The organism is Arthrobacter sp. SX1312, assembly GCF_002929295.1.
In the GTDB taxonomy this organism is placed as follows: domain Bacteria; phylum Actinomycetota; class Actinomycetes; order Actinomycetales; family Micrococcaceae; genus Arthrobacter_D.
In genome coordinates, this window is the sequence record NZ_PJIM01000001.1 from 1,333,767 (window position 1) to 1,359,006 (window position 25,240).

Annotated in this window: 25 protein-coding genes; 17 read left to right on the forward strand and 8 right to left on the reverse strand. The window is 69.6% G+C overall.

The window, feature by feature from the left end; all coding sequences use genetic code 11:
- The first annotated feature begins 83 nt into the window (after positions 1 to 83).
- Positions 84 to 1,718: a ribonuclease J gene (locus CXQ92_RS06240; protein ID WP_104166174.1), complete on the forward strand. Its 1,635-nt coding sequence runs from the start codon at positions 84 to 86 to the stop codon at positions 1,716 to 1,718.
- Positions 1,719 to 1,938: 220 nt separating this feature from the next.
- On the opposite strand, the gene groL is transcribed toward CXQ92_RS06240, so the two are convergent.
- Together groL and groES are read right to left on the reverse strand one after the other, a co-directional pair.
- Positions 1,939 to 3,552 (reverse strand): chaperonin GroEL, encoded by a 1,614-nt coding sequence (gene groL / locus CXQ92_RS06245; RefSeq protein ID WP_104166176.1) that lies wholly within the window; start codon positions 3,550 to 3,552, stop codon positions 1,939 to 1,941.
- Positions 3,553 to 3,627: 75 nt separating this feature from the next.
- Positions 3,628 to 3,924, reverse strand: a complete 297-nt coding sequence (gene groES / locus CXQ92_RS06250; protein ID WP_104166178.1) for a co-chaperone GroES — start codon at positions 3,922 to 3,924, stop codon at positions 3,628 to 3,630.
- Between the two features lie 320 nt (positions 3,925 to 4,244).
- On the opposite strand from groES, the gene CXQ92_RS06255 reads away from it, so the two are divergent.
- From CXQ92_RS06255 to CXQ92_RS06280, 6 genes are all read left to right on the forward strand, one after another.
- Positions 4,245 to 5,189, forward strand: coding sequence for an ABC transporter substrate-binding protein (locus tag CXQ92_RS06255; RefSeq protein WP_104166180.1), 945 nt, complete (start codon positions 4,245 to 4,247; stop codon positions 5,187 to 5,189).
- Positions 5,190 to 5,221: 32 nt separating this feature from the next.
- Positions 5,222 to 6,235, forward strand: a complete 1,014-nt coding sequence (locus CXQ92_RS06260) for an ABC transporter permease (RefSeq protein ID WP_104166182.1) — start codon at positions 5,222 to 5,224, stop codon at positions 6,233 to 6,235.
- Positions 6,225 to 7,238, forward strand: a complete 1,014-nt coding sequence (locus tag CXQ92_RS06265; RefSeq protein ID WP_104166184.1) for an iron chelate uptake ABC transporter family permease subunit — start codon at positions 6,225 to 6,227, stop codon at positions 7,236 to 7,238. Before CXQ92_RS06260 ends, CXQ92_RS06265 begins: the two co-directional genes overlap by 11 nt.
- A gap of 13 nt (positions 7,239 to 7,251) precedes the next feature.
- Complete coding sequence (locus CXQ92_RS06270) at positions 7,252 to 8,010, forward strand: ABC transporter ATP-binding protein (RefSeq protein WP_104166185.1); 759 nt, start codon at positions 7,252 to 7,254, stop codon at positions 8,008 to 8,010.
- A gap of 9 nt (positions 8,011 to 8,019) precedes the next feature.
- A complete protein-coding gene (locus CXQ92_RS06275; protein WP_104166187.1) occupies positions 8,020 to 9,234 on the forward strand; it encodes a class I SAM-dependent methyltransferase in 1,215 nt (404 codons plus the stop codon).
- 110 nt (positions 9,235 to 9,344) lie between these two features.
- On the forward strand, positions 9,345 to 10,046 hold the full coding sequence (locus tag CXQ92_RS06280; protein WP_104166189.1) for an HAD family hydrolase: 702 nt from the start codon (positions 9,345 to 9,347) through the stop codon (positions 10,044 to 10,046).
- Positions 10,047 to 10,079: 33 nt separating this feature from the next.
- Here the strand turns inward: CXQ92_RS06280 and CXQ92_RS06285 are convergent, their stop codons facing one another.
- Both CXQ92_RS06285 and CXQ92_RS06290 read right to left on the reverse strand, forming a co-directional pair.
- Positions 10,080 to 10,373, reverse strand: a complete 294-nt coding sequence (locus CXQ92_RS06285; protein ID WP_104166191.1) for a DUF503 domain-containing protein — start codon at positions 10,371 to 10,373, stop codon at positions 10,080 to 10,082.
- Positions 10,374 to 10,408: 35 nt separating this feature from the next.
- Positions 10,409 to 11,425, reverse strand: coding sequence for a LacI family DNA-binding transcriptional regulator (locus CXQ92_RS06290; RefSeq protein ID WP_104166194.1), 1,017 nt, complete (start codon positions 11,423 to 11,425; stop codon positions 10,409 to 10,411).
- A gap of 178 nt (positions 11,426 to 11,603) precedes the next feature.
- On the opposite strand from CXQ92_RS06290, the gene CXQ92_RS06295 reads away from it, so the two are divergent.
- The 4 genes from CXQ92_RS06295 to CXQ92_RS06310 all read left to right on the forward strand — a co-directional run bounded on the left by CXQ92_RS06295 (position 11,604) and on the right by CXQ92_RS06310 (position 13,698).
- Complete coding sequence (locus tag CXQ92_RS06295; protein WP_146067403.1) at positions 11,604 to 11,993, forward strand: hypothetical protein; 390 nt, start codon at positions 11,604 to 11,606, stop codon at positions 11,991 to 11,993.
- Between the two features lie 30 nt (positions 11,994 to 12,023).
- Entirely contained in the window at positions 12,024 to 12,539 is a 516-nt protein-coding gene (gene ybaK / locus CXQ92_RS06300) for a Cys-tRNA(Pro) deacylase (protein WP_104166198.1), read from the forward strand.
- Positions 12,540 to 12,637: 98 nt separating this feature from the next.
- Positions 12,638 to 13,060: a GNAT family N-acetyltransferase gene (locus CXQ92_RS06305; RefSeq protein ID WP_104166792.1), complete on the forward strand. Its 423-nt coding sequence runs from the start codon at positions 12,638 to 12,640 to the stop codon at positions 13,058 to 13,060.
- Positions 13,057 to 13,698 carry a GNAT family N-acetyltransferase gene (locus CXQ92_RS06310; RefSeq protein WP_258069758.1) on the forward strand — a complete coding sequence of 214 codons (642 nt, stop codon included), beginning with the start codon at positions 13,057 to 13,059 and terminating at the stop codon, positions 13,696 to 13,698. Before CXQ92_RS06305 ends, CXQ92_RS06310 begins: the two co-directional genes overlap by 4 nt.
- Here CXQ92_RS06310 and CXQ92_RS06315 read toward each other — a convergent pair.
- Both CXQ92_RS06315 and CXQ92_RS06320 read right to left on the reverse strand, forming a co-directional pair.
- Positions 13,599 to 14,435, reverse strand: a complete 837-nt coding sequence (locus CXQ92_RS06315) for a PhzF family phenazine biosynthesis protein (RefSeq protein WP_104166199.1) — start codon at positions 14,433 to 14,435, stop codon at positions 13,599 to 13,601. The two genes, CXQ92_RS06310 and CXQ92_RS06315, sit on opposite strands and share 100 nt — an antisense overlap.
- A gap of 30 nt (positions 14,436 to 14,465) precedes the next feature.
- Complete coding sequence (locus tag CXQ92_RS06320) at positions 14,466 to 15,920, reverse strand: APC family permease (protein WP_104166201.1); 1,455 nt, start codon at positions 15,918 to 15,920, stop codon at positions 14,466 to 14,468.
- A 185-nt stretch (positions 15,921 to 16,105) separates the two neighbouring features.
- Between CXQ92_RS06320 and CXQ92_RS06325 the strand changes: the two genes are divergently transcribed.
- From CXQ92_RS06325 to CXQ92_RS06345, 5 genes are all read left to right on the forward strand, one after another.
- Entirely contained in the window at positions 16,106 to 16,552 is a 447-nt protein-coding gene (locus tag CXQ92_RS06325; RefSeq protein ID WP_104166203.1) for a VOC family protein, read from the forward strand.
- Between the two features lie 200 nt (positions 16,553 to 16,752).
- Positions 16,753 to 18,816, forward strand: coding sequence for a beta-galactosidase (locus tag CXQ92_RS06330; RefSeq protein WP_104166205.1), 2,064 nt, complete (start codon positions 16,753 to 16,755; stop codon positions 18,814 to 18,816).
- The gene (locus CXQ92_RS06335; protein ID WP_181033562.1) at positions 18,794 to 19,732 is read left to right on the forward strand and encodes a carbohydrate ABC transporter permease; all 939 of its coding nucleotides are present in this window, start codon (positions 18,794 to 18,796) and stop codon (positions 19,730 to 19,732) included. Before CXQ92_RS06330 ends, CXQ92_RS06335 begins: the two co-directional genes overlap by 23 nt.
- Positions 19,729 to 20,661: a carbohydrate ABC transporter permease gene (locus CXQ92_RS06340; protein WP_258069759.1), complete on the forward strand. Its 933-nt coding sequence runs from the start codon at positions 19,729 to 19,731 to the stop codon at positions 20,659 to 20,661. The genes CXQ92_RS06335 and CXQ92_RS06340 overlap by 4 nt, the downstream gene beginning before the upstream one ends.
- Before the next feature lie 77 nt (positions 20,662 to 20,738).
- Positions 20,739 to 22,073 carry an ABC transporter substrate-binding protein gene (locus CXQ92_RS06345; RefSeq protein ID WP_104166209.1) on the forward strand — a complete coding sequence of 445 codons (1,335 nt, stop codon included), beginning with the start codon at positions 20,739 to 20,741 and terminating at the stop codon, positions 22,071 to 22,073.
- Between the two features lie 114 nt (positions 22,074 to 22,187).
- Here the strand turns inward: CXQ92_RS06345 and CXQ92_RS18080 are convergent, their stop codons facing one another.
- Positions 22,188 to 22,349, reverse strand: a complete 162-nt coding sequence (locus tag CXQ92_RS18080; RefSeq protein ID WP_181033563.1) for a hypothetical protein — start codon at positions 22,347 to 22,349, stop codon at positions 22,188 to 22,190.
- Positions 22,350 to 22,456: 107 nt separating this feature from the next.
- Here CXQ92_RS18080 and CXQ92_RS06350 point away from each other — a divergent pair, with 107 nt between their 5' ends.
- Entirely contained in the window at positions 22,457 to 24,448 is a 1,992-nt protein-coding gene (locus CXQ92_RS06350) for an amylosucrase (protein WP_104166212.1), read from the forward strand.
- Here CXQ92_RS06350 and CXQ92_RS06355 read toward each other — a convergent pair.
- Positions 24,379 to 25,176: a shikimate 5-dehydrogenase gene (locus CXQ92_RS06355; RefSeq protein ID WP_104166798.1), complete on the reverse strand. Its 798-nt coding sequence runs from the start codon at positions 25,174 to 25,176 to the stop codon at positions 24,379 to 24,381. The two genes, CXQ92_RS06350 and CXQ92_RS06355, sit on opposite strands and share 70 nt — an antisense overlap.
- Positions 25,177 to 25,240: the final 64 nt, after the last annotated feature.

Genomic DNA, 25,240 nt, shown 5'->3' on the forward strand with positions numbered 1-25,240 from the left:
GTTCCTCACCAACGAGAGAAACCTGATCTGTGAATAAAAGAGCTGCCGCACTGAAAGCACCACGGGAACTGGCCAAGGGAGCCATGCGCATCGTCGCTCTCGGGGGTATCGGTGAGATCGGCAGGAACATGACCGTCTTCGAGTTCGACGGCAAGCTGCTCATCGTGGACTGCGGGGTGCTGTTCCCGGAGGAACACCAGCCCGGCATCAACGTGATCCTGCCGGACTTCTCCTACATCCGCGACCGCCTCGACGACGTCGTGGCGGTGGTCCTCACGCACGGCCACGAGGACCACATCGGCGGCGTGCCGTACCTGCTCAAGGAACGCGCCGACATCCCCCTGGTGGGATCGCGCCTCACGCTGGCGTTCATCGAGGCCAAGCTCAAGGAACACCGCATCACCCCGAAGACCATCCAGGTCAAGGAGGGTGAGCGGCGCACGATGGGCGGCTTCGACCTCGAGTTCGTCGCCGTGAACCACTCCATCCCCGACAGCCTCGCCGTCGCCATCCGCACCGCGGCCGGCATGGTGCTGCACACCGGTGACTTCAAGATGGACCAGTTCCCGCTGGACAGGCGCATCACCGACCTCGGCTCCTTCGCCCGGCTCGGCGCGGAGGGCGTGGACCTGTTCCTCACCGACTCCACCAACGCGGACGTCCCCGGCTTCACGACGTCGGAGAAGGACCTCGGGCCCGCGATCGACGCCGTGTTCCGCACCGCCCCGCGCCGGATCATCGTCTCGAGCTTCGCGAGCCACATCCACCGCATCCAGCAGATCATCGACACCGCCCACCGCCACCGCCGCAAGGTGGCCTTCGTGGGCCGCTCGATGGTGCGCAACATGACCATCGCGGCGGATCTGGGCTACCTGAACATCCCGCAGGGTCTGCTGGTGGACTTCAAGAAGCTCGAGCGCAGCGACGACCACAAGGTGGTCCTCATCTGCACGGGCTCGCAGGGTGAGCCGATGGCCGCGCTCTCGCGCATGGCCAACAACGACCACGCCATCCGGATCACCGAGGGTGACACGGTGCTGCTGGCCAGCTCCCTCATCCCGGGCAACGAGAACGCGATCTACGGCATCATCAACGCGCTCACCGAGATCGGCGCCAACGTGGTCCACAAGGGCAACGCGAAGGTGCACGTCTCCGGCCATGCCAGCGCGGGCGAGCTCGCCTACTGCTACAACATCGTCAAGCCCCGCAACGTCATGCCCGTGCACGGCGAGTGGCGGCACCTGCGGGCCAACTCGGAGATCGCCGTCGCCACCGGCGTCGATCCCCGCAACGTGGTCCTCGCGCAGGACGGCGTGACCGTGGACCTCGCCCGCGGCCGCGCGACCATCTCCGGCAAGGTCGACGCCGGACTCGTCTTCGTCGACGGCGACAGCGTGGGCGGCATCACCGAGGAGGACCTCGTGGAGCGCCGCCGCCTGGCCGAGGAGGGCGTCGTCACGATCCTCGCGATCATCGACCCGGACAACGGCAACATGGTCGAGGCACCCGAGTTCTTCACCAAGGGCTTCTCCTGCTCCGACGAGGACCTCGACAAGGCCGGCGCCGCCGTCGAGAAGGCGCTGCGCGATGCCGCCTCGAACCGCCAGGGCGGCCGCCGCCAGGACCCCGAGGACATCATCGAGCGGGCCACGGCCAACTGGATGCGCCGGTTCTACAACCGCCAGCCCGTCGTCAACGCGATCGTCGTCGACGCCTGACCCCGGCGCACTGCGCTGAAGCCCCGGTACCCGTTGGGTGCCGGGGCTTCGTCGTTGCCGGAGCCGGCGGCGTCGGATCCGGGTGTCCCGACATGCCCACCGGGCGACGCCGCGGAGTGGGCAGGAGCGACGCCGACGCCACGACGGCCCGGACGCAGAAGCACCCCGGCTCAGCGGAGCCGGGGTGCTTCTGGGACGCAGCGGGCCGGAGCCCCTGTGACTAGTGCGAGTGGCCGTGGCCCTCGTCGTCGGACGGCTCGGGCTTCTCGACCACGAGCGTTTCCGTGGTGAGCACCAGGGCCGCGATCGAGGCCGCGTTCTGCAGGGCCGACCGCGTCACCTTGACCGGGTCGATGATGCCGGCGTCGACGAGGTTCTCGTACTCGCCGGTGGCGGCGTTGAAGCCGTGGCCCACCTCGAGGTCCGAGACCTTCGCGACGACGACGTAGCCCTCGTGGCCGGCGTTCTCGGCGATCCAGCGCAGTGGCTGGGCGAGCGCGCGGCGGACGAGCCCGACCGCGGTGGCCGCGTCGCCCTCGAGTGCCAGGACGTCGGGGTCGGTGTCGAGTGCCTTGCCGGCGTGGACCAGCGCGGAACCGCCGCCGGCCACGATGCCCTCTTCGAGAGCCGCACGCGTCGAGGACACGGCGTCCTCGATGCGGTGCTTCTTCTCCTTGAGCTCCACCTCGGTGGCGGCGCCGACCTTGATCACGCCGATACCGCCGGCGAGCTTCGCGAGGCGCTCCTGGAGTTTCTCGCGGTCCCAGTCGGAGTCGGTGCGCTCCACCTCGGCGCGGATCTGCGCCACGCGGTCGGCGACGTCGGACTCGCTGCCGGTGCCGTCCACGATCGTGGTGGCGTCCTTGGTGACGGTGATCCGGCGTGCGGAACCGAGCACCTCGAGGCCCACCTGGTCCAGCTTGAGGCCGAGGTCCGGCGAGACGACCTGCGCACCCGTGAGGGTGGCGATGTCCTGCATCATGGCCTTGCGGCGGTCACCGAAGCCCGGAGCCTTGACGGCGACGACGTTGAGGGTGCCGCGGATCTTGTTGACCACCAGGGTGGAGAGCGCCTCGCCCTCGATGTCCTCGGCGATGATGAACAGCGGCTTGCCGGCCTGCAGGGCCTTCTCGAGCAGCGGCAGGAATTCCGCCAGCGAGGAGATCTTGCCGGAGTTGATGAGGATGAGCGCGTCCTCGAGGACGGCTTCCTGGCGCTCGGCGTCGGTCACGAAGTACGGGGAGAGGTAGCCCTTGTCGAACTGCATGCCCTCGGTGAGGACGAGTTCGGTCTGCGTGGTGGAGGACTCCTCGATGGTGATCACACCATCCTTGCCGACCTTGTCGAAGGCCTCTGCGAGGAGATCGCCCACCTCGGTGCTCTGGGCGGAGATGGAGGCGACGTCGGCGGTCTGCTGACCGACGACCTCACGGGCGTTCTCGAGCAGGCGCTTGGCGACGGCCTGGACCGAGACCTCGATGCCGTGCTTGAGCTGACCAGGGGCGGCGCCGGCGGCCACGTTGCGGAGGCCTTCCTTGACGAGTGCCTGGGCCAGGACCGTGGCGGTGGTGGTTCCGTCACCGGCGACGTCGTTCGTCTTGGTGGCGACCTCCTTGGCGAGCTGGGCGCCGAGGTTCTCGTACGGGTCGTCGAGTTCCACCTCGCGGGCGATCGTGACGCCGTCGTTCGTGATGGTGGGGGCGCCCCACTTCTTGTCGAGCACGACGTTGCGTCCGCGGGGGCCCAGCGTCACCTTGACGGTGTTCGCGAGCTTGTCCACGCCGGCCTCGAGGGCACGGCGGGCGGCATCGTTGAATTCCAACTGCTTTGCCATTCGTTGGTTCCTTTCAGGCTTGTGCAGCGAGAAAAACCCCGGCCGCTTCGGGCCGGGGCTTCTCCAATCGGGGTGTTACTTGACGACGATCGCGAGGACGTCGCGGGCGGAGAGCACGAGGTACTCCTGGCCGCCCTGCTTGATCTCGGTTCCGCCGTACTTCGAGTAGATGACGATGTCGCCCTCGGCGACGTCGACGGGAACGCGGTTGCCGTTGTCATCGACGCGGCCGGGTCCGACAGCTACGACTTCGCCCTCCTGGGGCTTCTCCTTGGCGGTGTCCGGGATGACGAGGCCGGAAGCAGTGGTCTGCTCGGCTTCGAGCGGGCGGACAACAATACGATCCTCAAGCGGCTTGATAGAGACCGACACGGGCTCTCCTTTGCGTTCGATACCAATGGACTGGGGCCGTCGGGCGGGGCGTGAACCGTCGTCGCGGTGCCGGCGAACGCTTCCCTCGGGATTAGCACCCGTAGTGAGCGAGTGCCAACTCCGACTGTATGCAAGGGCTGGCACTCGGTCAAGGCGAGTGCCAATCCACGGCCACGATCGATGGGCGGCGTTGACACATTCCCCTAATACGTCATGCTTCGTTTGCGTATTTCACCGCGCTTCGCCTACATTCAGGCAGGTAAGGCTTTCCTTACTTCTTGGTCCCCCGGCCGCCCGGCCCCTTCCCCCGGAGTTCATCCATGTCTCACGTGCGCCTCGCCGTCCTCTCCGCCGCCGCTGCAGCCACCCTCGCCCTGACGGCGTGCGGCGGATCCTCCGAAGCCGCCGGCGAGCCCGCAGCCTCCTCGACGGTCCCGGTCGAGCATGCGCAGGGAACCACCGAGGTGCCGGTGGACCCGCAGACGGTCTTCACGTTCGACCTCGGCGCCCTGGACACGCTCGACGCGCTCGGCGTCGAGGTGGCCGGCGTCCCGCAGGGCACCCTCCCCGAGCAGCTCTCGGCCTACGAGGGCGGGGACGTCACCGACATCGGATCCATGAAGGAACCGGACTTCGAGGCGATCGCTGCAGCCGCCCCCGACCTGATCATCATCTCGGGCCGCGTCGCCGACTCCTACGACGAACTCTCCGCGATCGCGCCCACCATCGACCTGAGCGTCGACGCGGCCGATCCGATCGCGAGCTTCGCGGAGCACACGGAATCCCTCGGCCGGGTCTTCGGCGTCGAGGACGAGGTCGCCGACCGCCTGGCGGCCCTCGACGCCGCCATCGACGAGACGAAGGACGCAGCCTCCTCGGCGGGGGACGGCCTCGTCCTGATGACCAGCGCAGGTGAGGTCACGGCGTACGGTGCCGGTTCCCGGTTCGGCCTGATCCACGACGTGCTCGGCGTCGATCCCGCCGCCGAGGTGAAGAGTGAGGGGACGCACGGCGAGGCCGTCTCCTTCGAGTACATCGCGGAGGTCGACCCCGCCCACCTGTTCGTGATCGACCGCGACGCCGCCGTCGGTGAGGCGGGAGCGGCAGGCGCGGCGGTCCTCGACAACGACCTCGTGAACGGGACGATTGCTGCGAAGAACGACGCCGTGACCTACCTCGACTCGGCAAGCTGGTACCTCATCGGTTACGGGCTGGACAACCTCGACGCCATGGTCTCGGCCGTCCACGAGGCCGTCGCGGCCTGATCCGCCCACCGCATCCCGCGGCAGGCGCCTCCATGCCAGCACTCGCCCTCCGGCCGCAGCGGCCGGTCCAGCAGCACGGTTCCACCGGATCACCCGCCCTGTGGCTGGCCGGTGGGGCCGTGCTGCTGCTCGCCCTCGTGAGCCTGTTCGTCGGCGTCTCCGACGTCTCGCCCGCGGACCTGCTGGCCGGTGACGCCGACGTCCGGCAGACCTTCCTCGTCAGTCGCGTGCCGCGGACGCTGGCGGTCGTCCTGGCCGGCGTGGCACTCAGCATCGCCGGATTCATCCTGCAGCTCATGGCCCGGAACCGGTTCGTCGAACCCTCCACGGTGGGGACGGTCGAGTCCGCCACCGCGGGCATCCTCGTGGCCACGCTCGTCCTGCCCGCAGCGCCGATCGTCGGGAAGATGCTCGTCGCCGCCCTCTTCGCCATGGCCGGGACGGCCCTCTTCCTGACCGTCCTGCGCCGCATCCCGCTGCGCAACACGCTGATCGTCCCCCTGGTGGGCATTATGCTCGGCGGCGTCATCGCCGCGGTCACCACGTTCTTCGCCTACCGGTTCGACCTGCTGCAGACCCTCAACACCTGGATGATCGGTGACTTCTCGGGACTGGTCCGCGGCCGCTACGAACTGCTGTGGATCGTCGCCGTCCTCGCCGTGGTCGGCTACATCTGCGCGGACCGCTTCACGGTCGCCGGGATGGGCGAGGAGTTCACCACGAACCTGGGGCTGGACTACCGGCGCACCATGAACCTCGGCCTGGTGCTCGTGAGCCTCATCAGCTCCGTCGTCGTCGTGGTGGTCGGAGCCATCCCGTTCCTCGGACTGATCGTCCCCAACCTCGTGTCCCTGCTCGTCGGCGACAACGTGCGCCGCGCCGTGCCCTGGATCGCCGTCGTCGGGGCCGGTTTCGTCCTCGCCTGCGACATCCTCGGGCGCATCATCCGCTTCCCGTACGAGGTGCCGGTGGGCGTGATCGTCTCCGTGGTGGGCAGCATCCTGTTCATCACCCTGCTCGTGAGGAGGAACGCCGGTGCGCGCTAGGACCGGGACCCTTCCCACCGCCGTCGTGCAGTCCGCACGGAGACCCGTACGGTCCCTCCCGCCCGCCGCCTGGCTGGTGATCCTCGGCGTGACCGCTGCCGCGCTCGTCACGGCGTTCCTCCTGGTCGGCCTCGAGGGGAACCCCGCCTACGTGCTCCCCCGACGCCTGAACCGCGTGGGCGCGATGGTGCTCGTCGCCGTCGCCGTCGGGGTGTCCACGGTCCTGTTCCAGACCGTCACCGGCAACCGCATCCTCACGCCGTCGATCATGGGACTGGACGCGCTCTACATCCTGATCCAGACGGTGCTGGCCTTCGTGCTCGGCGCCGGGACACTCCTCACCCTGGGCGCTCCCGTCCGCTTCGCCGTCGAGGTGTCCCTCATGGTCGGCTTCTCCTGGCTGCTGTACCGGTGGCTGTTCCTGGGCAGCGGGCGCAGCCTCCACCTGCTGCTGCTCGTCGGGATCGTGTTCGGGGTGTTCTTCCGGGGCGCCTCGTCGCTCCTGCAGCGATTGATGGATCCGAGCGAGTACATCATCCTGCAGGACCTGTTCTTCGCGAGCTTCAACCGGGTCGATCCGCTGCTCCTGCTCATCTCCGCGGTCGCCGTCGCCGGGCTGTGCATCCCCGCCTGGCGGCTCCGCCACCGGCTGGACGTCCTCGCCCTCGGCCGCGAGACCGCGGTGGGCCTCGGCGTCGACTACCGGCGCACCGTGACGCTCGTGCTCGTGGTCTGCTCGGTGCTCGTCGCCGTCTCCACCGCCCTCGTGGGCCCGACGACGTTCTTCGGCCTGCTCGTCTCCGCCCTCGCGTACCAGCTCTGCAACCAGTTCAGGCACGCCGTGGTGCTGCCCATCGCCGTCCTCCTCGGCGTGATCGCGCTCGTCGGCGGGCAGCTCGTCCTCGAGCAGGTCTTCGCCTTCGACACCGCGCTCAGCATCGTCATCGAGTTCACCGGCGGCATCGTCTTCCTCGTCCTCCTCCTGAAAGGCCGTATCCGATGAAAGGCCGTCTCCGATGATTACCATCGACCATGCCACCAAGCGCTACGGCGCCGCCACGGTGGTCGACGGCGTCAGTTGCACCATCCCCCGGGGCGGCGTCACCTCGATCATCGGTCCGAACGGCGCGGGCAAGTCCACGCTGCTGTCCATGATGAGCAGGCTCCTCCCGCTCGACGCCGGGTCGGTGGTGGTCGACGGACTGGACGTGAGCACGACGGCAGGCCCCGTCCTGGCGCGGACCCTGGCCATCCTGCGCCAGGAGAACCAACTCACCGTCCGGCTCTCCGTGCGCGACCTCGTGGGCTTCGGCCGCTTCCCGCACAACAACGGCCGCCCCACCGTCGTGGACCGCGAGCTCATCGAGCGCGCCCTCGCTTACCTCGACCTGACGGAGCTGGCCCACCGCTTCGTGGACGAGCTCTCCGGCGGGCAGCGCCAGCGGGCATTCATCGCCATGGTGCTGGCGCAGGACACGGACTGCATCCTGCTCGACGAACCGCTCAACAACCTCGACATGAAGCACTCCGTGGACATGATGCGCCTGCTCCGCCGCCTCGCCGGCGACCTCGGGAAGACCGTGGTGCTGGTCATCCATGACATCAACTTCGCCTCCTGCTACTCGGACACGATCCTCGCGATGCGCGACGGCGCCCTCCTCCGCCAGGGCCCGCCGGAGGAGATTATGACGCCGGAGGTGCTGCGCGAGGTGTACGACGTCGAGATCCAGGTGGAGCAGATCCGCGGCAACAGGATCGGGGTGTACTTCGCCTAGGCTGGCAGCATGGCGTCGGACAATATCGCGGACATCCTGACCACGGACGGCTGGGAGCTGCTGAACTCGCTCGGGCCCTACACCGAAGCGGACAGCCTGCGCCTCACCGGGCAGCTGCGGAAGGCCGGCTACTCCCCCGAGGTGGTCGCCGCGGCCCTCACCCAGTCACGGCTCCGGGCGAAGGCGTCCGCCAAGTTCGGCCCCTTCGCCGAACGCATGATCTTCACGGCCGCAGGGCTCGAGCAGGCCACGCGCCTGACCGTCGCCGCCCGCCACGCCCAGCGCTTCGTCGACGCCGGCCTCCTGAGGGTCGCCGACCTCGGATGCGGGCTCGGGGCGGACAGCATGGCCCTGGCCACCCTCGACCGCGAGGTCACCGCCGTCGAGCTCGACGAGACGACCGCCGCGGCCGCGACCATGAACCTGCTCCCCTTCCCCAACGCGCGCGTCGTCAACGCGGACGCCTCCGCCGTCGACACCACGGCGTTCGACGGCGTCTGGCTCGACCCGGCGCGCAGGACGACGACGACGTCGGGCACGTCCCGCCTCTTCGACCCCGAGGCGTTCTCGCCCCCGCTGTCCTTCGTGCAGGAGCTCGCGGACCGCGGCATGCCGGTGGGCGTGAAGATGGGCCCGGGCATGCCGCACGCCTCCATCCCGGCGAGCTGCGAGGCGCAGTGGGTCTCCGTGGACGGCGACGTCACGGAGGTGGCCCTCTGGTTCAACGCGCTCCGCCGCGCGGGCGTCCGGCGGGCCGCCCTCGTCCTCGGGGCGCAGGGCGCCGCGGAGATGGTGACGGAGCGGGACTTCGGCGACGGGCCCACACCCGCCGTCGGCGAACCTGCCGGCTATCTCTACGAGCCCGACGGCGCCGTCATCCGCGCCGAGCTCGTGGCGGATCTCGCCGCACAGCTCGGCGGGCACCTGCTGGATCCGATGATCGCCTACATCTGCGCGCCGACGTTCACGGACACCCCCTTCGCCCGCGCATACCGGGTGCTCGAGGTCCGGCCCTACAACGTCAGGGCGCTGAAGGCGTGGGTCCGCGCCGAAGGGATCGGGGTGCTCGACATCAAGAAGCGCGGCACCTCGGTCACCCCCGAGGAGGTCCGCAAGCAACTGCTGACCGGATCCGGCAAGGGCCGGAAGAGGGCCACCCTCGTCCTGACGCGCCTCGGGGACGAGCGCGTGGCCATCGTCGTCGAGCCCGTGCCGACCGCCTGAGAACGGGCCACACTTGTCGGCCTCCCGCAAGCCGGAATCCGCGACGACGCCGGGGTCCGCCCGTTCCTAGACTCGATCGGGAGCACATCCACTCCAGCGGAAGGCAGCACATGGCAGACGGCACCAGCACAGCAGCGGACCCACGGCACGGGGTGCTGTTCGACGTCGACGGCACCCTCGTCGACTCCAACTACCAGCACACCATGGCCTGGTGGCAGGCCTTCCGGCGGTTCGGCCACGACGTGCCCCTGGCCGAGATCCACCGCGCCATCGGGATGGGCGGTGACAAGCTCGTGGCGCACCTGCTCGGCGACGACCGCGACACGGACCAGGACGCCGAGCTGGACTCCACGCACAGCGCCCTCTTCTCGAGCTACTGGCCGGGCCTGCGTGCCTTCGAGGGCGCCGGCGACCTCCTGCGCCGCTGCGCCGACCACGGGTTGACCGTGGTCCTCGCCTCCTCCTCCTCGCAGCAGGAGGTGGGCGTCTCCCGCGGCATCATCGACGCCGACGATTCCATCAGTGCGGCCACCAGCTCGTCCGACGCCGAGAACAGCAAGCCGTCCCCGGACATCCTGCAGGCCGCGCTCGAGGCCGGCGGGCTCGACGCGGCGAACACCGTGTTCGTCGGCGACTCGATCTGGGACGTCAAGGCGGCGGCCGAACTGGGGATCCCGACGGTCGGCCTGGCCTCGGGCGGCACGAGCGAGGCGGAGCTGCGGGAGGCCGGCGCGGTGGAGGTCTACAAGGACATCCGGGCCCTGCTCGACGCCTTCGAGGACGGACCGCTCCGCCGGCTCGCGGCCTCCTGACGGGCTGCTGAGGACCGCCGAAGGGCCCGCACCCTAGTCCTCGCTGGTGAGGAGCCGTCGCCGGGCACTGAGGAGGTCGACCTCCGGCCTCGCCGCGACGTACCGCTCCACGCGGTCCAGGACGTCCACCACGTGCTGCCGGTCGGCGCCGACCAGGCCGACCCCGACGACGGTGCGGCGGTGCAGGTCCTGGTGGCCGACCTCCGCGACGGACAGCTCGAACTTCCGGCGGAGGTCCGCGACGAGCGGGCGCACCACCGACCGCTTGCCCTTCAGCGAGTGCACGTCGCCGAGCAGGACGTCGAACTCGATGAACCCGATCCACATGAGCGTCCTCCTCGTCGTGCCCCTCCCCTGCGGGGTCAGGCCGAATCGCGCCAGACGACGGTCGTGTCGAGCACCTGGACGGGGCTCGGCAGGCCCCGGATCTGGGCCAGCACCAGTTCCGCCGCCGTGCTGCCCAGCAGGTCGGCGGGCTGCCGGACGGTGGACAGCTGGGGCCTGGTCCTCACGGCCCAGCTGCTGTCGTCGAAGCCGACGATCCCGACGTCGTCGGGCACCTTCCGCCCCGATTCCTGGAGCGCGGTCATGGCACCCGCAGCGACGGCGTCCGAGGCTGCGAAGACGCCGTCGATCTCCGGGCAGCGGCGCAGCAGCTCCTGCATCCCCTCGAGCCCCGCCGCGTAGGTGTAGAGCGGGTATTCGACCACCAGGGACGCGTCGAAGCGGTCCCCCATCGCGTCCCGGAAACCCGTGAAGCGGTCGTACCCGGAGTCCCGGTCCAGGGCGCTCGCGATCATGCCGATCCTCCGGCGCCCGGTCGCCATGAGGCGCCGCGTGATCGCGCCGGCCGCGGCGACGTTGTCGATCGCGACGTACGGCAGGTCCGGAGTGCCGGGCGGATGGCCGACGAAGGCGGCCGGCACGCCGATGTCGCGCACCGCCGAGGCGATCGGGTCGGAGGCCCGGGCGGAGACGATGACCGCGCCGTCCACGAGGCCGCCCCTCAGGTAGTCCGCGACCCTGCGGCTGTCCCGGTCGGAGTCGATGATGAGGGAGACGAGCTGGTAGTCCGCCCGCGAGAGCACGGCGTTCGCCCCGAGGAGGATGGACCCGATGTTGGGGTCCTCGAACAGGAGCGAGTGCGGCTCGTGGATGATCAGGGCGATCGCCCGCGACTCCTGGGTGACGAGGTTCCTGGCCGCGGAGTTCCGGACGTAGCCCACCCGCGCGATCGCCTCCTCGACGGCGATGCGCGCCTCGTCGGACACGTAGCGTTCGCCGTTGACGACCCGGGACACGGTCCCCCGGGAGAGCCCTGCCGCGGTCGCGACGTCATTGATGGTCGCCCGGCGAGCACGGGTGCGGATCGGGGGCATACGTGTACTGTAGCCGAGCGTTCACGGGCTGTTTCCGCAGGAAGGAGTACCGACCTAGTACTGTGGGGGAAGTTGTCCAGAAGAGGGCGGCTGTTTCTCCGGTTCTCCCTCTCGTCGCCCGGGCCACCACGCCGGGCACCCTGCAGCGGAGCACCCTCCCCGATCGGGGTGTGCAGCAATGACCGACCAGGAAGCCCTTCTTCCGGACCCTCCCGCGGAAGAATCCCCGCGCCACACACCCATGGCGCACCTCGACCGATTCCTCCGGGCCACCACCACCGTCACCACCGACGGCGCGCTGGTCTCCCTCGACGAACTCGAGGGCCTCTACATGTACTGGTGCTCCCGGACCGGCCAGGACCCCTCGGCCACGGAGGACCTTGTCGACGCCCTCGAGCAGCAGGGCGTGGAACCCGTCACCCACGACGGCGTGGACTACGTCGAAGGGCTCGTGCTGACCGGCGTCCTCGTGACCGGCTTCATCGTCGAGTGCAAGTTCACGGGCAGCTGGGGCGTCCCCTCGGCACACGAACCGGCGACGGCGCTGGACGCCGGGACGGCGTCCTAGCACGCACGCGCCACGACAGGCGGGAGTGATGTGGGCAGGAAGATCACGGGACCACGCGGTACGCCCGCCCTCGCCGCGCTGACGGCCGCGGCCGTCCCCTTCACGACGCATCCGTACACCCACGAGGAGGGCGTCTCCTCCTACGGGCTCGAGGCCGCCGCAGCGCTCGGCGTCGAGCCGGAGCGGGTCTTCAAGACCCTGATGGCGAGCGTCGACGGGACGCTGGTCGCCGCCGTCGTCCCCGTCAGCGGTTCACTGGACCTCAAGGCCCTGGCCTCGTCGCTCGGCCGGCGGAAGGCGGCGATGGCCGATCCGGACGCCGCCCGGCGGCGGACGGGCTATGTTCTCGGCGGGATCTCCCCCATCGGGCAGCGGCAGGCATCCCCCGTCGTCGTCGACCGCTCGGCGCTCGACCACGCGACGGTCTTCGTGTCCGGTGGCCAGCGGGGCCTGGACATCGAACTGGCCCCCGCGGACCTCGTCGCCGTCACGCACGCCCTGATCGCCCCGATCGCGGGCACGCGACGCCGGTCCGCGGAGCTGTGACGCCCTGCCGGGGCGAGGAGGGAGCGCCGACCGGTTCCTGTTCCACGGTGCCCTGCGTGCACGGTGGCGAGGACGGGGTGCGGGGGTACGGTGGATCGGTGAGGATCACCGCTGATGACGCCCCTCCCCTGGACCGGGTGCTCACGCTCTACGACGCCGTGGGGTGGACGGCCTACACGCGTGATCCCGACAAGCTCGCGCGGAGCCTGGCGGGGTCCCACCTGGTCGTCACGGCGTGGGACGGCGACGGCGGACTGATCGGCCTGGCGCGCACCGTCTCCGACGGGGAATCGATCTGTTACATCCAGGACGTCCTCGTGCACCCGGCGTCCCGGCGACGCGGGGTGGCACGCGCCCTGATGGAGGAGATCCAGGGGCGCTACCGCCACTGCATGTTCGTGGCCCTGAGCACCGACGCCGGCGGGACGGAGGACGCGGCGCGCTCGCACCCGTTCTACCGTGCGTTGGGCTTCCAGCCGCACGACGACCTCCGCCTCGCGGCGTTCGGCTACCGGCCGTGAGCGGGCCCGTGGGTGCGCTGCTGCCCGACTGGCCGGACGTCGCTCCGGCCGTCGGCGACGTGGTCCTCCGACGGGTCGAGGACAGGGACTCGGGCATGGTCCGGGACCTGGCGACCGATCCCTACGTGCCCCTGATCGGCACGCTCCCTCCGCTGGCCGGTGAGCAGGAAGCCCTCGCCTACATCGCCCGCCAGCGCCAGCGGCACCCGGAAGGTACGGGCTTCTCCTTCGCGATCGCCGACGCCCGCTCCGACGAGGCGCTGGGCGTCATCGGCCTGTGGCTGCGCGACTACCCCCTGGGGCGAGGCCAGGCCGGATACGCCGTCGCCCCCGCCGCTCGCGGTCGCGGGACCGCGACGGACGCCCTGCGGGCGCTGACCTCGTTCGCGTGGACCCTGCCGGGCCTCCACCGCCTGGAACTGCACATCGAGCCGTGGAACGCGGCGTCCGTCGGCGTCGCCCGCCGGGCCGGCTTCAGCTACGAGGGGATCCTCCGCAGCTACCTGGAGATCGGCGGTGAACGGCGCGACCTCGCCGCCTACGCGGTGATCCGCACCGCGCCGCCGGAGACCGTCAGCCCCCCGGCCACCGGGATGCCGACCGTGATCAGGGACGGGCGCCCGACGTCGGAACCCTGATGCACCGTCAGGGTGGCCGGCGGGCGGACCTCGCCGCGCGCCCGCAGATAGGCGCCGAGGGATGCCGCCGCGGAACCGGTGGCGGGGTCCTCCCGGACGCCGCCCGGCGGGAAGGGGTTGCGGGCCTCGAAGACGTGCGGGCCGATCCGGTGCACGATGGCGACCGTCGCCCCCCAGCCCTGGGCGGCCATGAGCGTCCTGAGTCCGTCGTAGTCGTAGTCGAGTGCGCGCAGCACGCCCGCGTCGCGGACGGGCACGATCGGGTGGATGTTGCCGGCGAAGGACAGCAGGACGGGCAGGTCGGTCGACAGGTCCTCCTCGGCGAGCCGGAGGTGGCGCAGCAGGTCGGCGCGGCAGCCGGCGTCGATCCCGTCGGCCCACGGTTCGACCGTCTCGAGGGACGCGACGAGGCGACCGGCCACGCGGTCCGTGGTGAGCCCGAGCACTCCCACCGGGGTCGAGAGGGCCAGCGTCCCCGGTCCCTCGCGTTCGGCGAGCGCGACGCCCGTGGCGATCGTCGCGTGGCCGCAGAAGGGGATCTCCGCCTCGGGGGCGAAGTAGCGGACCGTGGCACGGCCTGGCAGGCGGTCGGAGATGAAGGCGCTCTCCGCGTAGCCGAGCTCCGCGGCGATGGCCTGCATCTCCCCGGACGTCAGGCCGTCGGCGTCGAGCACCACACCGGCGGGGTTCCCGCCGTCGGGCCGGTCGGTGAACGCTGCGTAGCGGAGGATCTCCATGCAGCCGATGCTAGCGCGGCTCCGGGCCGGTCACCCGTCGATCGCCGCCGGATCCCCCGTGGGGGTGTTGGTCCTCCGGTTGATCAGCCAGGTCACGAACCAGAGCACGACGCCGATCACCATGAGGCCCCCGGCGATCTGGTACTGGATGATGTCGCGCCCCACCCAGGGGCCGGCGAGGAAGAGGCACAGGACGGCAGCCACGGCGGGAAGCGGGCCCGGGGAGGTGAAGAACACCTTCCGGTTGACGTCCCGCTTGCGGCGCAGCACCAGGCACGCGATGTTCACCACGGTGAAGACGCACAGGAGCAGGAACGCGGTGGTCCCGGAGAGGTTGGCGACGATGTTGCCGTCCGGGTCGCTGGTCACGTAGAGGATCAGGCCGAGTGCCAGGACCGTCGAGAACACGATGCCGGCCCACGGCGTGCAGCGCACGGGGAGCACCTTGCCGAGCGGTCGGGGCAGGACGCCCTGCCGCGCCATCCCGTAGATCAGGCGGCTGGCCATCAGCATGTTGATCAGGGCGGTGTTCGCGACGGCGAAGACGGCGAGGAAGGGGAAGATCTGGTCGATGGGGAAATCGGGCGATCCCTTGTGCACCACCTCGAGCAGCGCGGCACCCTCCGCCTCCCGGATGCCCTCCAGCTCGGTGGGACTGAGCACCGTGACCACCGACACGGCCACCAGCATGTAGAAGAGCACCGCGATCCCGAGGCCTGTCAGCATGGTCCTGGGGAAGATGCGCTCCGGGTTCTGCGTCTCCTCGACCATGTTGACGGAGTCCTCGAAGCCCACCATCGCGAAGAAGGCGATCGAGGTGGCGGCGGTGACCGCCAGGAACAGGCCCTTGTCCTGGTAGTCGGTGAAGACGAAGACCTGGCCCACGTTGCCGGTGCCCTGCGCCATGGCGAGGAAGCCCACTCCGATGACGATGCACAGCGCGGCGACCTCGATGAGCGTCAGGACGACGTTGAACTTGACGCTCTCGCCGACCCCGCGGAGGTTGATCAGGGCGAGCAGGACCATGAACCCGAGGGCGACGGCGGTGAGCGCCCCCTGCCCCGGCGTGTCCGTCCAGCCGTTGACCACGAAGCCGCCGAAGAGGTTCTGGGCCAGCACGTTGGCGGAGGTCGCGGCGCTGGTGATGCCGGAGCAGACGACGGCGAACGCCACCAGGAAGGTGACGAAGTGGATGCCGAACGCCTTGTGGGCGTACAGGGCGGCCCCCGCCGCCTGGGGGTACTGCGTCACGAGTTCGAGGTAGGAGAACGCCGTCATCGTCGCGACGACGAAGGCGAGGAGGAACGGGAGCCACACGAGCCCGCCGACCGTCCCCGCCATGGTCCCGGTGACCGCGTAGACCCCGGCTCCGAGGATGTCACCCACGATGAACAGGAGGAGCAGCTTCGGCCCGAGGACCCGCTTGAGCTCGGGTTCCTCGCGGGTGGCGGATGCTTCGGACACGTGCTCTGACGAAGTACTCATGGACGGCCTCCCCGTAGTTTTCCACCTCACTGTCGACCTGTTCAGCCTGCTTCGCAAGGGGTGGACAGGAATGCGTCGGACACCGATGATTTCCCGGAGAAGTTCGCGTCCAAGAGGTACAGGGGCTCACAGGAGCCCCGGAGCACGCACCGGATCACCACCGCCCACGAAACAGGAGAACGGCCATGGCCACGAACGTCTTCATCAACCTCCCCGTCAGCGACCTCGCGAGGTCCAAGGAGTTCTACACGAGCTTCGGCTGGACGCTGGACCCGAACTTCTCCAACGAGGACGCCGGCTCAGTGGCCATCAGCGACACCATCTTCCTGATGATCCTCACCCACCAGCACTGGACGCAGTTCACGGACAAGCCCGTCGCGGACGCCCACGCCACCTCCGCAGTCATCAACGCGATCAGCGTCGACGCGCCGGAGGAGGTCGACACCCTCGTCGAGCGGGCCGTCGCCGCCGGAGCCGCCGAGAACAAGTCCCAGGAGCTCGGCTTCATGCGCTCCCGCTCCTTCTCCGACCCCGACGGCCACGCATGGGAAGTGATGTGGATGGATCCCATCGCGCAGTCCGGCGACTGGGAGGCCGTCCAGGCCAAGTACGGCGACCAGCAGCTCACCTAGGCCTCCGGCGCCTCGCTGCGCAGCGTCGCCGGCACCACCTCCGGCGTTGACAGCCACTGTGACCGTGATTACTCTGGGAACGTTCACAGATTCTCAACGGAGAGCTTAGCGGCTCCATCTGGGAGCGTTCACAGAACGCGCCCGCGGCCTCTCCTGCGGCACCTGCCCGAGAATCGGCACCGCAGCACCGAGGAGCAGGCTTGGCACATACCACCACCGTCGCAGGACTGTCCGGCAACGGGCAGCTCGTCTATGGATGTGATTACAACCCGGAGCAGTGGGACCCCTCCGTCTGGGTGGAGGACGTCCACCTGATGAAGGAAGCCGGCGTCAATCTCGTGGCCGTCAACATCTTCGGCTGGGCGGAACTGGAGCCGGAGCCGGGCGTCTTCCGCTTCGGGAACCTCGACGCCGTCATGGACCTCCTCGCCGAACACGGCATCGGGGTGAACCTGGGCACCGGGACGTCCTCGACTCCCGCCTGGCTCACCACCGCCCACCCGGAAATCCTCCCCCGCGCTGCCGACGGCACGGCCCGCTGGCCGGGCGGCCGCCAGGCGTTCTGCCCCAGTTCCCCCGTCTACCGCGAGCACGCCCTCGCGCTCGTCCAGCAGGTCGCCGCCCGCTACGGCAGCCACCCGGCGCTCCGGCTGTGGCATGTCTCGAACGAGCTCGGCTGCCACAACTCGCTGTGCTACTGCGACGTCTCGGCGGAGGCCTTCCGCGGGTGGCTCCGCACGCGCTACCAGAGCCTCGACGCCCTCAACGCGGCGTGGGGGACCGCGTTCTGGAGCCAGCGGTACTCGGCCTGGGAGCAGATCCTGCCCCCGAGGCTCACGCTCTCGGCGACCAACCCGACGCAGACGCTCGACTTCAACCGCTTCAGCTCGGACGAACTCCTCGCCCACTACTCGGCCGAGGAAGCCGTCCTGCGGGCCAACAGCGCGGCTCCCGTCACCACGAACTTCATGGTCGCGGCCCATATCCGCAACCAGGACTACTGGACCTGGGCGCCCTCGATGGACGTCATCGCCAACGACCACTACGTGGATCACCGCCTCGACGCACCGCGGGCCGAACTCGCCTTCACCGCGGACGCCACCCGCGGGCTCGCGCAGGGCCGGCCGTGGCTGCTCATGGAACACTCCACCGGTGCCGTGAACTGGCAGCCCCGCAACATCGCCAAGGGTCCGGGAGAGATGATCCGCACCTCGCTGACCCACCTCGCCCGCGGCGCGGACGGCCTGTGCTTCTTCCAGTGGCGCGCGTCGCTGCAGGGCAGCGAGAAGTTCCACTCCGCGATGGTGCCGCACGCCGGGACGGACTCGCAGATCTGGCGCGACGTCGTCGAACTCGGCTCGTCGCTGGTCAAGCTGCGCGAACTCGCGGGCACCACCGTGCACGCGGACGTCGCGCTCGTCTTCAGCTGGGAGGCCTGGTGGGCCCATGACCAGGAATCGCACCCGTCCGGGGACGTCCGCTACATCGAGCAGGTGCACGCCGCCTACAAGGCCCTGTGGGACGCCGGCATCACCGTCGACGTCGTGGCACCCGGCGCTGACCTCTCCGCCTACCGCCTCGTGGTGGTCCCCAACCTCTACCTGATCCGCGACGAGCACGCCGCGATCATCAGCGACTTCGTGGCCGACGGCGGATCCGCCGTCGTCACCTTCTTCAGCGGCATCGTCGACGAGAACGAGCGGGTGCGCCCCGGCGGCTACCCCGGAGCGTTCCGGGAGCTGCTCGGCCTCCGGTCCGAGGAGTACTTCCCGCTCGACCCGGCGCACCCGCTCACCCTCGACAACGGCTCCCCCGCGTCCCTCTGGTCCGAGGCGGTCCGCCTCACCACGGCCGAGGCCGTGCTGAGCTACGCGACCGGCCACCACGCCGGCGGCCCCGCCGTCACCCGCAACCGCTTCGGCGCGGGCGCGGCCTGGTACGTCGGCACGGTGCTCGACGGCGGTGTTCTCCGGGACCTGCTGCTGCGTGCCGCCGTCGCCGCCGGCATCCCCGTCCCCGAGGTGCAGTCCGGTCTCGAGACGGTCACCCGCCGCGGCAACGGACACGAGTACCTCTTCCTCATCAACCACGGCACCGAGGACCGCAAGCACCGGGTCAGCGGCCTGGAACTGCTGACCGCTGAGGCCGTGGCCGACGCCGTCGTCGTTCCCGCGGGCGCCGTGCGCGTTGTCCGCACCACCCCAGTTATCCCCACCGACGGCTCCGCCCCGGGCCGAAAGGATGCAGGAAATGACCGTCACTAGCACTCCGGCCGAGTCCCCGAAGGTACGCCCGGCCGCGCGGAAGAGCCGCTCGTCGGGAGCCCAGCGGCGCGCCGTGGCCATGTTCATCGGCCCCTTCGCCCTGCTCTTCGTCGCCTTCTACGCCGTCCCGATCGTCTACGCGATCATCCAGTCGCTGCTCACCGTCGAGCGGGAGGGCACCTTCGGCGCACCCCAGCAGGTCTTCGGCGGCCTCGTGCAGTACCAGCAGGTCTTCCAGAACACCGCCTTCTGGCAGTCCGTGGGCCGGGTCCTGCTGTTCGGCGCCGTGCAGGTGCCCGTCATGCTCGGCCTCGCCCTGCTGTTCGCGCTGCTGCTCGACTCCCCGCTGCTCAAGGGCAAGAAGTTCTTCCGTCTGGCGTTCTTCGCCCCCTACGCCGTCCCCGGCGTGATCGCCGCCATCATGTGGGGGTTCCTGTACTCGCCGTCGCTCTCCCCGTTCGGCGCCGTGACCTCGAACGTCGACTTCCTGGGCGCCGAACTCGTCCTGTGGGCCATCGCGAACATCGTGACGTGGGTCTACGTGGGCTACAACATGCTGATCATCTACGCGTCCCTGCTCGCGATCCCCCACGAGATCTACGAGGCGGCGCGGCTCGACGGCGCCAGCAACATCCAGATCGCCTGGCGCATCAAGATCCCCCTGGTGGTCCCCGCGATCATCCTCACGGCGGTCTTCTCCATCATCGGCACGCTCCAGCTGCTGGCCGAACCGCAGACCCTGCGCAGCTTCAGCTCCGCGATCAGCAGCACCTACACCCCGAACCTCGCGGTCTACACCACGGCGTCCATCCCCAACTACAACCTGGCCGCCGCATTCTCGGTGGTCCTGGCGCTCGCCACGTTCATCCTCTCCTTCGTCTTCCTGAAGGCCACCCAGCGGAAGGTATCCCAGTGATGGCAGCCCCAGCCACCGCCCCCAAGCGCCCGCGCGGCGGGAGCACGACGGCGCAGAGCGCCGAGAACCGCGGACGCGGGCCACGCCAGAGCATCATGTCCCGCAGCGCGGCGATGCTCGTCATGGGTGTCTTCACCCTGTACTTCCTGACCCCCATCTGGTGGCTGCTCACCACCTCGACCAAGACCGGCGGGGAGATCACCTCCACGGCGCCGCTGTGGTTCACCGCGAACTCCTTCGCCACGTTCTTCGAGAACCTCGGCCGGCTCTTCACCTACGGGGACGGCCTCTTCGGCCGATGGCTGCTGAACTCCGCCCTCTACGCCGGCGTGGGCGCCCTCATCGGGACGGTCATCGCGGCCATGTGCGGCTACGCCCTCGCGAAGTACGAGTTCCGGGGACGCGAGGCGATCTTCAACGTCGTGCTCAGCGGCGTCCTCGTCCCCGCCACCGCGCTGGCCCTCCCCCTGTTCCTGATCTTCAGCCGGGTGGAGCTCACCAACACCATGTGGGCCGTCTTCCTGCCGAGCCTCGTGAGCCCGTTCGGTGTGTACCTGGCCCGGATCTACGCGGCGGCGAGTGTCCCCAACGAACTGCTCGAGGCCGCGCGCCTCGACGGCTCCGGAGAGGTGCGGACGTTCTTCAGCCTGTCCACGCGCCTGATGGCGCCGGCCCTGGTGACCATCTTCCTGTTCCAGTTCGTCGCAATCTGGAACAACTTCTTCCTGCCGCTCATCATGCTGCGTGACCAGGTGCTCTTCCCCGTGACCCTGGGGCTGTACGCCTGGAACAGCCAGATCAGCCAGATCCCGGAGCTGCGATCCCTCGTGATCGTCGGAGCGCTCGTCTCCATCGTCCCGCTCATCATCGCCTTCCTCGCCCTCCAGCGGTTCTGGAGCAGCGGTCTCGGCGCCGGCAGCGTCAAGTAGCCACCCCGATCCTCCCGACCAGCACCAGGTGCGGGGGCGCCCGCCCCCGCACCGCACTACCACCGATAGGAAAGACAATGCGCGCGCATTACGGAAAAGTCACCGCGGCCTTTGCCATGATCTCTGCGCTGGCTCTCTCCGGCTGTTCAGCCGGCGGAGACAGCTCTGAAGCACGTGGCGAAGCAGCCCCCTGCGAGGCCTCCGACGGGCCCGTCGAACTGACCTTCACCACCTGGGTTCCCGGCATGGACAAGGTCGTCGACCTGTGGAACGCGGACAACCCGGACATCCAGGTCGAGGTGCAGACCGGACCCAACGGCAACTCGGGTACGTACCAGAACTTCTTCAACCAGATCCAGGCCGGCAACGCTCCGGACCTCGGCCAGATCGAGTACGACGCCCTGCCGAACTTCCGTGTGCAGGACGGCCTGGAGAACCTCGCAGGCTGCGAAGGCGTCGCCGACGCCGAGGACCAGTTCGTCGACTGGACCTGGGGCCAGGTCACCTTCGGCGAGGAGGACGCCGTCTACGCGATCCCGCAGGACAGCGGCCCCATGGCCATGTACTACCGCGCGGACCTCTTCGAGCAGGCCGGCATCGAGGTGCCCACCACCTGGGAGGAGTACGCCGCAGCGGCCGAGCAGATCAAGGCCGAAGGCTCCTACATCACCAACTTCCCGAAGTCGGACGTGAACTGGTTCGCCGGCATGGTCTGGCAGAACGGCGGCCAGTGGTTCGCGAACGACGGCGAGAGCTGGGACGTCAACCTGACCAGCCCCGAGTCCGAGGAGGTCGCCACCTACTGGCAGGACCTGCTGTCCGAGGACCTCGTCTCCACCCTGCCGTCCTTCTCGGACGAGTGGAACGCGTCCTTCAACGAGGGCCAGCAGTGGACCTGGGTGTCCGCGGTCTGGGGCGCGACGACGCTCTCGACCGGCGCTCCCGACACGGCCGGCAAGTGGGCCGTCGCCCCGATGCCGCAGTGGGAGGACGGCGGCGAGGCCGCCGGTAACTGGGGCGGCTCCTCGACGGCCGTGCTGAAGGGCTCCGAGCACCCGGCCGAGGCCGCGAAGTTCGCGCTCTGGCTGAACACGGACCCCGAAGCACTGGCCCTCGCCAACGAGCTCGGCGGCCTGTACCCGGCGGCGAAGTCCGCGGCGGACCTCGAGTCCTTCGCCGGCGGCGTCGAGTACTACGGCGGACAGAAGATCTACGAGGTCTTCTCCGAGGCCTCCGCCAACGTGAACCCCGACTTCACCTGGGGCCCCACGATGACGCAGACCTACACGGACGTCTCGGACGGATTCGGCGCTGCCATCGGCGGCTCCGGCACCCTGATGGACGCCCTGGAGAACGGGCAGCAGAAGACGATCGACTCCCTCGAGTCGCAGTCCATCCCGGTCTCCGAGTAGTCGCCGGCGGTTCCCGCCACAGTGATCACGAAGCGCCGCGTCCCGGAAGGGGCGCGGCGCTTCGCGCGTCCGGGGCGCCGCCGATGCGGTGGAGAATCCCGCGGAGGATGCCGGCTATACGTCCTGGCCGCTGGTCGGCCCGGACCCGGTGTCGTCGGCGTCCCCGGTCTCCTCGGTGTCCTTCTCCTCCACGACCCGACCGTCGTGGACCCGCTTCAGCGAAATGCCCTCGAGGTACGCGGGAACGGGCGGATCCTTCTCTTCATCAGCTGTCATGGCCCACATCCTACGGGCCCCCCAAAGAGGAGGAGTGGCCCCACCCGGGCACCGGGAGGAGACCGTCCCGCCGCCGGCGCCGGGACCGGCTGCCCTAGGCTGGCGGGATGAGTTCCCCGCACACCCTGCCCCACGACCGCATCCGGGCAGAGCTCCCCTCGGCCCGCCGCCCGACGACGTCCGACGCCGACTGGCAGTCCTTCCAGGCCCGCTTCGACACGGAGTTCCCGCGCCTGCAGGCGCTGTTCCACCGCATCTACGGTCCCGAGGCGGACGGCGAACTGCTGCAGGTGGCGCTCGACGCCGCGGCCTCCTGGCAGGACCGGCCGGAGGATCTCAAGGCCCTCGACGCCTCCCGTGCCATGGCCCCGCTCTGGTTCCAGTCCCACCGGATGCTCGGCGGTGTCTGCTACGTGGACCTCTACGCCGGGGACCTCGCCGGCCTCCGTGCGCGGATCCCCTACTTCCGCGAGCTCGGCCTCACCTACCTGCACCTCATGCCCCTGTTCCGTGCTCCCGAGGAGAACTCCGACGGCGGGTACGCGGTCTCGAGCTACCGCGAGGTGGACCCGTCCCTCGGCACCATGGACGACCTCGCGGGCCTCGCGCGGGAGCTGCGCGAGGACGGGGTAGCCCTCGTGGTCGACTTCATCTTCAATCACACCTCGAACGAGCACGAGTGGGCACGCCGGGCCGTCGCCGGGGATCCCGACTACGCGGACTTCTACCTGATCTACCCCGACCGGCAGATGCCGGACGCCTATGAGCGGACCGTCCGGGAGATCTTCCCCGACGACCACCCGGGCTCCTTCGTCCCGCTCGAGGACGGCCGGTGGGTGTGGGCCACGTTCCATTCCTTCCAGTGGGATCTCAACTACCGCAACCCGCGGGTCTTCCGGGCCATGGCCGGGGAGATGCTCCACCTCGCCAACCAGGGGGTGGACGTCATCCGGATGGACGCCGTCGCCTTCATCTGGAAGCAGCTCGGCACCTCCTGCGAGAGCCTGCCCGAGGCGCACCTGCTGCTGCAGGCCTTCAACGCGGTGTGCCGCCTCGCCGCCCCTTCCCTGCTGTTCAAGTCGGAGGCGATCGTGCATCCGGACGAGGTGGTGCAGTACATCGACCGCGGCGAGTGCCAGCTCAGCTACAACCCGCTGCAGATGGCGCTCATCTGGAACTCGCTGGCCACCCGGGAGGTCTCCCTGCTCGCCCAGGCCCTCGGGCGCCGGCACGACATCCCGGAGGGCACGGCCTGGGTCAACTACGTGCGCAGTCATGACGACATCGGCTGGACGTTCTCCGACGAGGACGCCGCAGAGCTCGGCATCAACGGTCACGACCACCGCCGGTTCCTCAATGCCTTCTACGTCGACCGCTTCCCGGACAGCTTCGCGCGCGGCGTGCCCTTCCAGGACAATCCCCGCACCGGGGACTGCAGGATCTCGGGCACCACGGCGTCGCTCGCCGGGCTGGAGGCGCACGACGACGCCGCCGTCGCGCGGATCCTGCTGGCCCACTCCATCATCCTCAGCACGGGCGGGATCCCGCTCCTGTACCTCGGCGACGAGGTGGGCCAGCTCAACGACTATTCCTACGCGGCTGATCCTGCGAAGGCCGGGGACAGCCGCTGGGTGGGCCGTCCCACGTACCCCGCGGACCGCTACGCCGCACGGACGGACCCGACGACGGACGCCGCCGCGATCTACGCCGGACTCCAGCGGCTGATCACCGTACGCCATCAGGCACCGGAGCTCTCCGGCGGGCGCCTCGTGCCGTTCCACACGAACAACCCCCACGTCCTCGGCTACCAGCGGCCAGGCCTGCTCGACGGCGAGGAGTCCACCGTCGTCGTGGTCGCCAACTTCGCCGAGACCCCGCAGGACATCAGCGCCCTGACGCTCTCGGGCCTGCCGGAGAGCGCCCTGGACCTCGTGAGCGGCCAGTCCGAGCTCCTGCGGGCGGGCATCACCCTGGAGCCGCTCGGGATCCGGTGGTACCGGCTCCAGCCCCCTGTTCCTCCTGCGGGGCCTCAGGCCTGCCGGCGCGAGAACTCCCCTGCTGCACGCACCTGCTCCGGCGTCGGCCGGATTCCCGTGTAGAGCACGAACTGCTCCTCGGCCTGCAGCGCGACGACCTCCGCTCCCGTGATGACCGGTCGGCCCGCCGCGCGGGCGGCGAGGATCAGCGGCGTCTCCGAGGGAGAGGCGACGACGTCGAACACCACCTGCGCGGCGTCGATCGCCGGCTGCGGGAAGGCGAGGGCGTCGGCATCGGGGCCGGTCATGCCCAGCGGGGTCACGTTGAGGAGCAGGTCCGCCGTCGACTCCCCCACCTCCGGCTGCCAGGCGAAGCCGTACAGGTCGGCGAGCGCCCTGCCGGTGCGCTCGTTGCGCGCGACGACGGTGACCTGCGTGAAGCCGGAGTCCCTTAAGGCGGCGACGACGGCCTTGGCCATGCCACCGGACCCCCGTACCAGGACCGAATGCGTGGCCGGCACGGCGTGCTCGCGCAGGAGCCGCTCGATCGCGAGGTAGTCCGTGTTGTAGGCGGTGAGGACGCCGTCGTCGTTCACGATGGTGTTGACGGAGTCGATGGCCTGCGCGGACGGGTCGAGGTGGTCCACGAGCGCGATCACGTCCTCCTTGAACGGCATGGAGACGGCGCACCCGCGGATGCCGAGACCGCGCAGGCCGGCGATGGCCGACGGCAGGTCGGTGGTGGTGAACGCCTTGTAGATGTAGTTCAGCCCCAACTCCTCGTAGAGGTAATTGTGGAAGCGCGTACCGATGTTGCTGGGCCGCGCGGCCAGGGAGATGCAGAGGGTCATGTCTTTGTTCAGGATGGGCACCTCACCATCATCCCAGCAGCACCCCGTCCGCAGACCCCGAACC